Raw genomic sequence first — 12,442 nt, 5'->3', positions numbered from 1 at the left:
GTTATCGGGTGCGGTAGAAATCGAAGACCACGTCGAGGATGCGATCCTGTTCGGCTTCGGTCATGTCGTGGTAAAGCGGCAGCCGGACGAGCCGGTCGGCGACGAGGTCCGTCACCGCCATGCCGGACCCGCAGCGCCCATAGCGCTGGCCGGCCGGCGAACTGTGCAGCGGCACGTAGTGGAACACCGCGTTCACGCCCACCGCGCGGATCTGCTGCAGCAGCTCGGTGCGTTCGGCGAGGTCGCGTGCGAGGAAATAGAACATGTGGCCGTTGCCGCGCTCGGCGAGCGAAATCGCGGGCAGCTCGATCAGCCCGTCCGCGCGCAGCGGCTGCAGTGCGTCCTGGTAGCGCTGCACGGTCGCGCGCCGCTGCGCGGTGATCACGTCCGCGTGCTCGAACTGCGCGTACAGGAACGCCGCGATCAACTCGCCCGGCAGGAACGACGAACCGACGTCGACCCATGTGTACTTGTCCACCTGCCCGCGGAAGAACTGACTGCGGTTGGTGCCCTTCTCGCGGATGATCTCCGCGCGCTCGACGAGGCGCGGGTCGTTGACCAGCAGCGCGCCGCCTTCGCCCGAGATCACGTTCTTGGTCTCGTGGAAGCTGAGGCACGCGAGGTGGCCGAGACTGCCGAGCGGCTTGCCGTTCCACGACGACTGCAGCGCCTGAGCGGCGTCCTCGATCACCCACAGGTCGTGGTCCGCCGCGAGCTGCCCGATCGCGTCCATGTCGCATGCGACGCCCGCGTAGTGCACCGGCACGATCGCGCGCGTGCGCTGGGTGATCGCGGCGGCGATCTGCGTCTCGTCAAGGTTCAGCGTGTCGCGGCGGATGTCGACGAACACCGGCGTCGCGCCGCGCAGCACGAACGCGTTGGCGGTCGACACGAACGTGTAGGACGGCATGATCACTTCGTCGCCGGGCTGCACGTCGGCGAGGATCGCGGCCATCTCGAGCGCGGCCGTGCACGAGTGCGTGAGCAGCGCGCGCTGGCAGCCGATGCGCGCTTCCAGCCAGCGGTGGCAGAGCTTCGTGAACGCCTGGTCGCCGGCGAGGCCGCCCTGCTCGACCGCTTTCGCGATGTAGTAGAGCTCCTTGCCGACCACGAACGGGCGGCCGAACGGAATGACGTCGAGATTGGGTGGGCCGAACATGGTCAGGCTCCGCAGTAAGGGGGACGTTCGGCCGCGCGGCTTGCGCGCGGCGCCGCTCAGATGTCCTTGCGGACGAGAATCGTGAACTCGTACAGGCCGTAGTCGTGCAGCAGCGCGACGTGACGCGAATAGCGGCGCTTGCAGCGATCGAACAGCGCGCACGGGTCCGCGTAGTACAGGAGGTCCGGGCGCATGAACGGCGGATCGGAATACGACGTCAGGCAGTTGAACGCGAAGCCCAGTCGGCTCGTCGCGTGCAGCGTGTCGAGCGTCGCGTGGATGTAGTCGAGCCATGCGTCGTCGCCGTGACCGCGCCTGACGTTGAAGATGCCGGATGCGATCCCGTAGTCCGACGCGGCCTGCGGCACCGCGCCGACATGAAATGCGACGTTCGCGTCTTCGCGATAGCGCTGCCGCGCGGCGTCGACCATATCGGACGAGATGTCGTAGCCCGCATACGCGAAGCCGTCCGGCAGCGCACGCGCCTTCAGGAAATCGACCAGCGCGCCGTAGCCGCAGCCGATGTCGTTCATCGAGTGGCCGCCGGACTCGGGCAGGATCTTCGTCAGTTGTTCGAAGCGCAGGAACTGGCTCGTTTCGCCGTTCCAGTCGACGCCGCGCGCGGTCGCGCCGTGCTCCGCCAGCCGCGCGCTGTAGTACGCGGCCACTTCTTCCAGCAGGCTCGCATGCCGGGATTCGCTCATGGACATCGCCTCAGTCTTTCGAGGTCAGCGCGTACCGACGCGCGTCGGGACCGCAGTTGAACAGCACGTCGAGCACCGTCACGCCGTGGACGAAGTCGCCCCACTGCTGCGGATACTCGGGATAGCTCGGATAGTCGAACCAGCGCACCGCGACGCCGGCATCGGCGAACAGGCTCTCGTCGAGGTAGCTGCGCGCGGCCGGGCCGGACAGGTACTCGGACGCGCTCGCCTGCACGCACAGGTTCAGCAGCTTCTCGGTGCGGTCGCCGTGCAGCGCATAGTCCGACGTCGACGACACGCGCGTGCCGATCTCCAGTTGCCGCAGGACCCACGTCAGCATCGCGAAATTCAGCTCGCTCAGCATCCCGTAGGTGCGACCGGTGTAGAGCGCTTCGAGCTCGTCCGCATAGCGCGCGAAGTGCGGCGCGCGCGCGTAGTTCTGCTGCAGGGCCTTCCAGTGCAGCGGCGCCCAGTCGGCGCCGTCGATCTCGGTTTCGCGGATCGACTGGTGATACTTGCCCTTCACCTTTACCGGCACGCTCAGCCATTGCACGCCCTGCGGCGTCTTGATCTGGTTGCGGTTGCGCCAGTCGCGGCGCGTGTACTGCGCGTCATCGTAGAGGATGAACTCGTCGCTGGCGGCGATCAGGTCGAAGTAGCCCTTCCACGGAATGTAGTTGGACTGGACGATCGCTACCCGCTTCGCGTCGCGGTTCATGGTCGCACCGCTCATGCCGGAATGTGGCCGTACCGGTACATGTCGACGAGCTCGGGCGGAATGCCCCAGTCCGTTGCGCCCAGCTTGTCGTGCAGCGCCTCCAGGTCCGCGCGCATCGCGTTCCGAAGCTGTTCGACCATGCGGTTGCGCGCCGGCACGAAGTCGTGCTGGTACGCGGCATTGAGCTGATGGCGTACCGTCTTCGCGATCGCGGCCTCGCGCGTCATGTTGCGGATCAGCGGGCGTTCGGGCGCGAGTTCCGCGTAGCGCGGATCGATCGGCTCGCCGCGCATCGCCGCGACGAGATCGCGGCACAGCACCGGCGACAGGTGGAAACCGTCGCGCTTGGTGCCACCGAGAATCCACAGGTCGCGCACGCTGGTTTCGCCGAACAGCGGATACAGGTCGGACGTCGTCGGTCGCCAGCCGACGTTGACATTGACCAGGTTCGCGCGCGAGAAGCGGGTGTTGATCTGGTCCATCGCGGACTTGAGCAGCGTGTACGCGCTGCCGGCGTGGCCGTGCTCGTGCGGCACCGGGCTGATGTAGTTGCTGGCGCCGACGAGGGTCCGGTCGGGCCCGTACGGCGCCGAATACACACCGCACGCGAGGCCGCGGTTGGTCGTGCGCACGCAGTGCGTGTGCACGTTCTCCGTGCTCTGCAGTTCGATCGACATGCCGATGCCGTAGAACATCCGCTGCACCGGCAGCTCGGGCAGGCTCGCCTGCAGCACGCGCGTCACGTTGGCGCCGTTGCAGAGGATGAAGCGGTCCGCGCCGAGCACGCTGCCATCGGACAGGCGCGCCCCGGTGACGCGTCCGGCCGCGGTGTCGAGCCGCTCGACCTCGGCGTCGATGAAGCGCACGTTGCCGGCTTGCGCGACCGACGCGGTCAGCGCGTCGAGAAACTGTTTCGGATTGACCCAGCCTTCGCGCTTCAGGAAGACCGCCTTCAGCGCGCGATAGCGCGGGTCCGGATGATAGTTCGGGATCCCTGACGGATCGACCGCCTCGCAGGGCTCCTCGAATTCGCGGCAGAACCGCTGCATGGCCGCGAAGTTCTCGTCGTCGAGCGCGTCGGTCGCCGCGTTGTTCAGCACGAAGGTGCCGAAGCCGTGCGCGACCGCGCGCTCCGGCGTGCAGATTTCAGCGAATACGGCGGGCCAGGCCGCCGTCGCGCCGCGGCTCAGCTCGAACTTGAAGCGGTCGATCGGCGTGCCGAGCGAATCGCCTTCCAGCTCGGTGAACGAATTGAGCATCGCCGCCGCGGCGCGCGTGGCCGAGCCGGGCCGGTGCGCGTGGCCGACGATCACGAGCTCGACGCCCGCGTCGGCCTGCTGCCATGCGCGGGCCGTCATCAGGCCGAGAATGCCGTTGCCGAGGATTGCGATTTTCATTTGCGTGTGCCCCCACCTTCGGGGAATGACAGGTAGCAGAGCGACGGATAGGCTGCAGCCTTGTGGATCTGGTGCGGACGGTTGCCGAGCAGGTCGCGCAGGTAATGGACGCCTTCCGCGGGCAGCTGGCCGCCGCGGGTGAGCTGCCAGAACGCGACGACGCCGCCGGGCACCAGCCGCTCCATCACCGCGTCGAACGCGTGCCGGGTCGGCTCGATCACGTTCAGGTCGAACCACGCGAGCGCGACCATCTCGCCGGGATGCGCTTCGTCGAACGCCGCCAGCGTGTCGCGGCAGTCGCCTTCCCACACGTGGTGCTTGTCATGCACGTGTCCCATCGCGTTGCTGCGCTCGTGCAGGTTCAGCAGCTTGCGCAGCAGGTCGGCGTACTCGCCGGACAGCGAGTACGTGCCGTCGGAGAACAGCTTGCGGTCGCGCGTGTCGTGCTCGGCGAAGCCCGTGTAGCCCGTGAACGTATCGAATGCGTGGATCCGACGCTGGAAGTTCAGCGGCTCGAGAATCGCGCGGAAGTTCTCGCACAGCACGGCGGTCTGCCCGCGCCACGTGCCGAGATCGAGGATCGCGCCCGGCAGCGGCACGATTTTTTGATAAATCTCGAAGGTCGCGAGAATGCGTGCGAGGAGCGAGCCGCGCACGAACAGGCCGAGCGACCGTTCCAGTTCCTCGCGCGTCGCGGGGTAGGTCTGCATCAGGTCGAACAGTTCGCGGCGCGCCGCGAGCTGATCGCCATCTGCGTTGGTGATGATCGCTGATTCGTGCATACACAGGGCTCCAGGCACAAAGGGTGTGACCGGACGAGCGCGTGTCGGCGCGGTGGCATCGGAATGCGCAACCGTCCGAGCGTCGCAGGTCGGACATCTTTCTACGATCAAGTCTAGCGAGCGCCGCCAGGATCGAATGTCGGATTAGCGGGTGGTTTCACCCCGCATTTCGATGGATGCGCGCGTGTCCGGCGCGAATTCGGGGCGCCCGCGGGCGCGGCTTGCAGTCGCGGGAATAGCGACCAATTCCAGCACCTGCTCGCCAAATTGGAACGCGGCGTGCGCGTGGAGAATTCGGACACGTCGGAGACCGTCGATGCGTGCGTCCGCGGGCGAAGACGTGTGCCGACGCAGCGGCGCCGGCCGCGATTCGAATCCCGTATTGGCTACCAGGACGACATAGCTCATGATGCTCACCTCCCCCGCCGCCGCCACGATCGAACAGGCGCTGGCGCACCATCAGGCCGAACGGCTGGAAGAGGCCGAGACGCTGTACCGGCAGATCCTCGACACCGATCCCCGGCACGCGGACGCGCTTCACCTCCTCGGCCTGATCGGCCATCAGTACGGGCGCTATCAGGAGGCATCCGACCTGATCATGGCGGCGATCGAGATCCGGCCGGACGCGATGTACTACTACAACCTCGGCAACGTGATGCAGGCGGACAACCGTTACGCCGCCGCCGCCGAGTGCTTCCGTCTCGCAATCGAGCTGCGACCCGACTACGTCGATGCGTACAACAACCTCGGCAACGCGCTGCGGCTCGCCGGCGACGTCCGCGCGGCCGTCGATGCGTTCTGCCAGGCCATTGCGCTGAAGCCGGACAACGGCCAGGCCTACAACAACGTTGCGAATGCGCTGTTCGACCTGAACGAGATTCCGGCCGCGCTCGAGGCTTACCGGCACGCGGTCGCGCTGCGCCCCGAACTGCCGGAGCCGCGCAGCAACCTGCTGTTCGCGAGCCACTTCAGCGAAGCGTTCGACCACGACGCCTATCTCGCCGAGGCCGCGCGCTACGACGAACTCGTCACGCGCTGCGCGAAGCCGTGGACGGACTGGCTCGTCGACCTGGCTCCCCGGGGCGGGCGGCCGCTGAAGGTCGGCATCGTGTCGGGCGACCTGAAGTCGCATCCGGTCGGCTATTTCATCGAGAGCATGCTGAAGCATCTCGACGCGAACCGGATCGAGATGCATGCGTACCCGACGCGCGACGTCGAGGACGACGTGACCGCCCGCATCAAGCCGGCCTTCTCGACATGGACCAGCATCGCCGGCCTGAGCGACGAAGCGGCGGCTGCGCGTGTCCGCGCGGACCGCATCGACGTGCTGCTCGACGCGGCGGGCCACACGGTCTACAACCGCCTGCCGTTGTTCGCGTGGAAGCCGGCGCCGCTGCAGGCGAGCTGGCCCGGTTATTTCGCGAGCACCGGCGTGGGCGCGATCGACTACGTGATCGGCGACCGTCACGTGCTGCCGCCCGCCGAGGCCGCGCATTTCACCGAGCGGCCGTGGCACCTGCCGGACAGCTATCTGTGCTTCACGCCGCCGGCCGAGCCTGTCGACGTCGGCGCGCTGCCGATGCTCGCGAACGGCCATCCGACCTTCGGCTATTTCGGCAAGCTCGCGAAGATCACCGATCACGTCGTCGCGGTCTGGTCGCGCGTGCTGCAATCGGTCACGGGCGCGAAGCTGTTCGTGAAGGCCGAGCATCTCGACGATCCGCGCGAGCAGCAGGCGCTTGCCGCGCGCTTCGCTGCGCACGGCATCGACGCGCAGCGCCTGATCCTCGAAGGCCGCTCGCCGCGCGCCGAATATCTGGCCGCGTACGGGCGTGTCGACCTGATGCTGAGCCCGTTCCCGTATCCGGGCGGCACGACGACCGCCGAAGCGCTGTGGATGGGCGTGCCCGTGCTGTGCCGGCGCGGCGAGCGCTTCCTGTCGCACATCGCCGAGAGCCTGCTGCATTCGGCGCGGCTGCCCGAGTGGATCGCGGACGACGACGCCGCGTATGTCGCGAAGGCCGTCGCGCAGGTCGGCCAGCCTGCCGAGCTGGCGGCGCGGCGCACGACGCTGCGCGCGCTGGTGCTCGCGTCGCCGCTGTGCGACGCGCCCCGCTTCGCGCGCCACTTCGAGGACGCACTGCACGGCATGTGGGCGCAGCACGTCGAAGCCACGCCGGCCGCAACCGTGTGAGGCCGCTCGCGACTTGACGTGCGTGGGCATTTCCACGTTGGCGGCAAGCGGAACATGGCGCCCCTCGCGCCGAACACCGCGCCGGCCGACGCGATCGTCATGCCGACCGGCGGCGCGTGCGCGACACCGTCGTCGGGATGGCGCGCGATGGGATTGCGGCGCCGGCCGTGATGATCGGCACGGCGGCAGGCCGATCGACTTCCGACGCGAACCGCATCCCTATTGAGCAGGACAGACGAGATGGACGGAACAGGACAGGCATTGCAGGCGGCGCTCGCGCATCATCAGGCGGGGCGTCTCGCGGAAGCGAAGACGCTGTACGGCGCGATTCTCACCGCGCAGCCGGGCCAGCCGGATGCGCTGCATTTCCTCGGGCTGCTTGCGTGCCAGCTGAAGCAGTACGACGCGGGGCTCGCGCTGATGGAGCAATCGCTCGTCGAGCGGCCGGACGCGTCGTACTTCAACAACCTGGGCAACATGCTGCGCGAAAGCGGCCGGCTCGACGACGCGATCGCGCACTATCGGCGCGCGGTGGCGCTGCGGCCGGACTATCCGGAGGCGCACAACAACCTCGGCAACGCGTTGCGCGACGCACGCGAGCCGGCGGCCGCGATGCAGAGCTGCGCGCGCGCGATTGAGCTGCGCCCCGGCTATGCGCAGGCGTACAACAACCTCGGCAATGCGCTGCAGGATCTGGGCGACCTCGATGGCGCCGCCGCGCATTACGGCCGCGCGATCGAGCTGGATGCGTCGATGGCGATGGCCCATGCGAACCTGAGCGCCGTGCGTCACAAGCAACTGCGCTGCGCGGAAGCGCTCGCGCATGCGCAGGACGCGATCCGGCACGCGCCGAACCTCGGCGACGCACATAACCACGCGGGCAACGCGTATCACGGACTGAACCGGCTCGAGGATGCGCAAGCGTGCCATCGCACGGCCGTCACGCTCAATCCGGCGGACGCCGGCGCGTGCCACAACCTGTCCGTCGTGCTGTTGAAGCTGCAGCGGCTCGACGAGGCGCTCGTGTATTGCCGGCAGGCGTTGCAGGCCGGCCCGCCGGCCGTGTTGATGCACGTCAATCTCGGCGACATCCTGCGCGCGCAGGGCAACGTCGATGCCGCGGTTCACGCGTATCGCGACGCGCTTGCGCTGGTGCGCGACGATGCCGACGACGTGGCGGCGACCGTGCTGAACCGGCTGCTGTTCAGCGCGGCGGCGTCCGCTTGCGTGAACCCCGCCGACTATCTGGCCGACGCGCGGCGCTACGGCCGGCACCTGGCCGCGCGTTCGACGCGCCATGCGCACGATCCGCGCGAGCGGCGCGCGCGCGCGCAAGGGCGGCCGCTGCGCGTCGGCTTCGTGTCCGGCGACCTGCGCCTGCACCCGGTCGGGATCTTCCTGGAAAGCGTGCTCGCGCACCTCGAGCGCACGCGCATCGACCTGCGCGTGTACGTGACCACGGACGAGGAGGACGCGATCACCGCGAAACTGAAGCCGCACGCGAACGGCTGGCGCTCGATCGCCGCGCTGGGTCCGGACGTGGCCGCGCGGATGATCCACGACGACGAAATCGACGTTCTCGTCGACCTCGCGGGCCATACGCAGTCGAGCGGGCTCCCGGTGTTCGGCTGGAAACCCGCGCCGGTGCAGGCGAGCTGGCTCGGTTTCTTCGCATCGACCGGCTGCGACGCGATCGACTACTTCATCGGCGACCGCTACACGCTGCCGGACGCCGAAGCGCATCACTTCGTCGAGAAGCCGTGGCGGCTGCCGGACAGCTTCCTGTGCTTCACGCCGCCGGCCTGCGACGTCGAGGTCGGCCCGCTGCCGATGGCGGCGAGCGGCCATCCGACGTTAGGTTGCTTCGGCCAGCTCGTGAAGATCGGCGACGACGTCGTGCGCGCGTGGTCGCGCATCCTGCACGCGCTGCCGAACGCGCGGCTGCTGCTCAAGGCGCACGAACTCGGTCGCGAGGGCGTGCGCGACGCGACCGCCGCGCGCTTCGCGCGGCATGGCATCGACGCGGACCGGCTGATCCTCGAGGGCGGTTCGCCGCGCGCGGAATACTTCCGCGCATATAACCGCATCGACGTCGCGCTGAGCCCGTTCCCGTATCCGGGCGGCACGACCACGGCCGAAGCGCTGTGGATGGGTGTGCCGGTGCTCGGCATGAAGGGCGGACGCTTTGTCACGCACATCTGCGAAAGCGTGCTGCACGCGGCGGGCATGGGCGAATGGGTCGCTGACGGCGAGGACAGCTATGTCGCGAAGGCGATCGCGGCGGTGCACGATCGCGAGCGCCTCGCGGCGCTGCGCGCGAGCCTGCGTGCGCAGCTGCTCGCGTCGCCGTTGTGCGACGCGCGCCGGTTCGCGGCGCATCTCGAAGCGGCGTTCCTCGCCATGTGGCAACGCTATACGAACTCGGAGCAGGAAGCATGAACGATATCCACGACACGCTGCAGTCCGCGCTCGCGCATCATCAGGCGGGGCGTCTCGCGGAAGCGAAGACACTGTACGACGCGATCCTCACCGCGCAGCCGGGCCAGCCGGATGCATTGCATTTCCTCGGGCTGCTCGCATGCCAGCTGAAGCAGTACGACGCGGGGCTCGCGCTGATGGAGCAATCGCTCGTCGAGCGGCCGGATGCGTCGTACTTCAACAACTTGGGCAACATGCTGCGCGAAAGCGGCCGGCTCGACGACGCGATCGCGCACTATCGGCGCGCGGTGGCGCTGCGGCCGGACTATCCGGAGGCGCACAACAACCTCGGCAACGCGTTGCGCGACGCACGCGAGCCGGCGGCCGCGATGCAGAGCTGCGCGCGCGCGATTGAGCTGCGCCCCGGCTATGCGCAGGCGTACAACAACCTCGGCAATGCGCTGCAGGACCTGGGCGAGCACGAAGCGGCGGCCGCGAGCTACGCCAAGGCCGTCGCGCACCAGCCGCAGTACGCGGATGCGTACTGCAATCTCGGCAACGCGCTGCATGCGCAGGATAAATTCGACGATGCCGCGGATGCCTATCGCCGCGCCATCGCGCTGCAACCGGGCTTCCGTGTCGCGCACCGGGGGCTGAGCGCGACGCTGCGCGCGGCCGGCGATCTGCACGGCGCGATCGACCATGCGCGCGAAGGGCTCGATCCGGGCGACGCAGACGCGCACTGCGTGCTGGCAAGGTTGCTGCAGCGCATCGGCGATTTCGACAAGGCGCTCGAACTGCTCGAGCAGGCGGTCGCGATCGACCCCGCGCATGCACAGGCATGGGCGTGGCTCGGCGATTTGCGCAACCAGCAGGGCGAATACGGGCAGGCGGTGCAGGTGTGCCGGCGTGCGATCGAGGTCGATCCCGAACTGGCCGACGCATACAACTTCCTCGGCTTCGCGTATCACAACCTCAACTTGCTGGCCGCCGCGGAGTTGAGCCATCGGCATGCGATCGACCTGAACCCGGACGACGCCGACGCGCATCACAATCTCGCCGCCGCGCTGTTTCGGCTCGAGAAGCTCGACGAGGCGATGAAGCACACCGAGATCGCGAGGGCGCTCGGCATCGATCCGCTGAAGGTCCAGATGACGCTCGGTGACATCCTGTGGGCGAAAGGGGATCTCGCCGGCGCGCTGGATGCGTTCCGCTCGGCGATCCGGCACGACCTGCATCGCGCGTACTCGCGGATGCTGTTCAACATGTCGAGCTCACCCGCGTTCGAGCCGCAGGAGTGGGTCGCCGAAGCGCGCCGCTACGGCGAGCATCTCGAGCGCGACGCGCATCCGTTCGAGCACGACCGCGCGCAGCGCGTCGCGCAGGCGCAGGGGCGGCCGCTGCGCGTCGGCTTCGTGTCGGGCGACCTGCGCCAGCACCCGGTCGGCATCTTCCTGGAAAGCGTGCTCGCGCGGATAGACCGGTCGCGCATCGAGCCGCATGCCTATGTGACCTTCGTCGGCGAGGACGACGTGACCGCGCGGCTCAGGCCGAACTTCGCGAGCTGGAAGAAGGTGGTCAGCCTGGGCCGCGAGGAGGCCGCGCAACTGATTCGCGACGACGGCATCGACATCCTGATCGATATGGCAGGCCATACCAACTGGAGCGGCCTGCCGATCTTCGGGCACAAGCCCGCGCCGGTGCAGGCGAGCTGGCTCGGTTTCTTCGCGACGACCGGTTGCCGCGCGATCGACTATTTCATCGGCGATGCGTATACGCTACCGGCCGACGAGGCGCATCACTTCACCGAGCGGCCGTGGCGGCTGCCGGACAGCTACCTATGCTTCACGCCGCCGCCGTACGATGTCGCGGTCGGCCCGCTGCCGATGGCGGCTCATGGCGGCGTCACGTTCGGCTGCTTCGGCAAGCTGATCAAGATCAGCGACGAGGTCGTCGCGCTGTGGTCGCGCATCCTGCACGCACTGCCGGACGCACGCCTGCTGCTGAAGGCCCATGAGCTCGGCGCCGGCGACGTGAACCAGGCGACGCTCGACCGCTTCGCGCGGCACGGCATCGGCGCGGATCGGCTGATTCTCGAAGGCGGTTCGCCGCGTGCGGAGTACTTCGCCGCGTATAACCGCATCGACATCGCGCTGAGCCCGTTCCCGTATCCGGGCGGCACGACCACGGCCGAAGCGCTGTGGATGGGCGTGCCGGTGCTCGGGATGAAGGGCGGCCGGTTCGTCACGCACATTTGCGAAAGCCTGCTGCACGCGGCGGGCATGGGCGACTGGATCGCGGAAGACGAGGACGCGTACCTCGCGAAGGCCGTCGCGTTCGCGCGCGACCGCGACGGGCTGGCGACGCTGCGTGCAACGCTGCGCGAGCGCGCGCTGGCGTCGCCGCTGTGCGATGCGTCGCGCTTCGCACGCAACCTCGAGGACGCGCTGCACGGCATGTGGACCCGCTACGCGGCCGGCGAGACGGCGCCCCGGGACGCGTGACGAGCGGGATCGCGCCACGGCTGGAAGCCGCGCTCGCGCATCGTCGGGCCGCCCGCCCGAGATGATCGACGCGGCCGGCGAGCGGGCGACGCGGGCGTAGCCGGCGCGATCCGGCTCGCGCTCCCGCTTGCACGCGAAAAAAAAGCCGCATTGAAGCGGCTCGACGGTACGGCGACAACGGACCGCTCGACTGGCGGCGTCTTTTAATTCGAAATGCGCGGCGGGCGAGACGCCCGGCCGGTCACAGCATGCCGGCTTTCTGGTACTGGCTCGCGGCCTTGATCCGCTCCCGGGACTGCGCAAATTCCGCAGCCAGGCGGTCACGGTCCGTCTGCGCATGCTCCGTGATCGACGCGTCGATCGCCATGATCTGCCGCACCTGGTCCAGCACGTCCGGGGTCTGCTCGCCGGACAGGTTCATCAGCAGCGGCGAGCGTTCGTCGGCGAGGGCCGCGACGCGCACCCAGTCGCGCGCATCGGCCGCCGACTGCATGGCACGGGTCAGGTCGAAGGCGCGGGACAGGGTGTCGTTCGTCATGGTTCTGCTCCGAAGGGGGCGGCCAACG

General features: G+C 68.5%; 10 protein-coding genes. 3 read left to right on the top strand and 7 right to left on the bottom strand.

The features are described from left to right. Nucleotide 1: 1 nt before the first annotated feature. From rffA to C4B30_RS16455, 6 genes are all read right to left on the bottom strand, one after another. Nucleotides 2–1,159 (bottom strand): dTDP-4-amino-4,6-dideoxygalactose transaminase, encoded by a 1,158-nt coding sequence (gene rffA / locus C4B30_RS16480; RefSeq protein WP_027783209.1) that lies wholly within the window; start codon nt 1,157–1,159, stop codon nt 2–4. A gap of 56 nt (nt 1,160–1,215) precedes the next feature. Next, nucleotides 1,216–1,863, bottom strand: coding sequence for a methyltransferase domain-containing protein (locus C4B30_RS16475; protein ID WP_027783210.1), 648 nt, complete (start codon nt 1,861–1,863; stop codon nt 1,216–1,218). Nucleotides 1,864–1,873: 10 nt separating this feature from the next. Then, nucleotides 1,874–2,596 carry a WbqC family protein gene (locus tag C4B30_RS16470; RefSeq protein ID WP_027783211.1) on the bottom strand — a complete coding sequence of 241 codons (723 nt, stop codon included), beginning with the start codon at nt 2,594–2,596 and terminating at the stop codon, nt 1,874–1,876. Further along, nucleotides 2,593–3,978 carry an NAD(P)/FAD-dependent oxidoreductase gene (locus C4B30_RS16465; RefSeq protein ID WP_027783212.1) on the bottom strand — a complete coding sequence of 462 codons (1,386 nt, stop codon included), beginning with the start codon at nt 3,976–3,978 and terminating at the stop codon, nt 2,593–2,595. Before C4B30_RS16465 ends, C4B30_RS16470 begins: the two co-directional genes overlap by 4 nt. After that, on the bottom strand, nt 3,975–4,760 hold the full coding sequence (locus C4B30_RS16460) for a class I SAM-dependent methyltransferase (RefSeq protein WP_014722216.1): 786 nt from the start codon (nt 4,758–4,760) through the stop codon (nt 3,975–3,977). The genes C4B30_RS16465 and C4B30_RS16460 overlap by 4 nt, the downstream gene beginning before the upstream one ends. 144 nt (nt 4,761–4,904) lie before the next feature. Continuing rightward, the gene (locus tag C4B30_RS16455) at nt 4,905–5,168 is read right to left on the bottom strand and encodes a hypothetical protein (RefSeq protein ID WP_027783213.1); all 264 of its coding nucleotides are present in this window, start codon (nt 5,166–5,168) and stop codon (nt 4,905–4,907) included. On the opposite strand from C4B30_RS16455, the gene C4B30_RS16450 reads away from it, so the two are divergent. From C4B30_RS16450 to C4B30_RS16440, 3 genes are all read left to right on the top strand, one after another. Next, nucleotides 5,167–6,954 carry an O-linked N-acetylglucosamine transferase, SPINDLY family protein gene (locus C4B30_RS16450; RefSeq protein WP_027783214.1) on the top strand — a complete coding sequence of 596 codons (1,788 nt, stop codon included), beginning with the start codon at nt 5,167–5,169 and terminating at the stop codon, nt 6,952–6,954. The two genes, C4B30_RS16455 and C4B30_RS16450, sit on opposite strands and share 2 nt — an antisense overlap. Before the next feature lie 240 nt (nt 6,955–7,194). Further along, complete coding sequence (locus tag C4B30_RS16445; RefSeq protein ID WP_027783215.1) at nt 7,195–9,393, top strand: O-linked N-acetylglucosamine transferase family protein; 2,199 nt, start codon at nt 7,195–7,197, stop codon at nt 9,391–9,393. After that, nucleotides 9,390–11,876 (top strand): tetratricopeptide repeat protein, encoded by a 2,487-nt coding sequence (locus tag C4B30_RS16440; protein ID WP_027783216.1) that lies wholly within the window; start codon nt 9,390–9,392, stop codon nt 11,874–11,876. The genes C4B30_RS16445 and C4B30_RS16440 overlap by 4 nt, the downstream gene beginning before the upstream one ends. Before the next feature lie 241 nt (nt 11,877–12,117). Here the strand turns inward: C4B30_RS16440 and C4B30_RS16435 are convergent, their stop codons facing one another. After that, a complete protein-coding gene (locus C4B30_RS16435; protein WP_027783217.1) occupies nt 12,118–12,414 on the bottom strand; it encodes a flagellar protein FliT in 297 nt (98 codons plus the stop codon). Nucleotides 12,415–12,442 lie beyond the last annotated feature (28 nt).

It is taken from the genome of Burkholderia sp. BE12 (genome assembly GCF_002959955.1).
In the GTDB taxonomy this organism is placed as follows: Bacteria; Pseudomonadota; Gammaproteobacteria; order Burkholderiales; family Burkholderiaceae; genus Burkholderia.
This window is presented reverse-complemented; position numbering and strand designations above follow the sequence as displayed.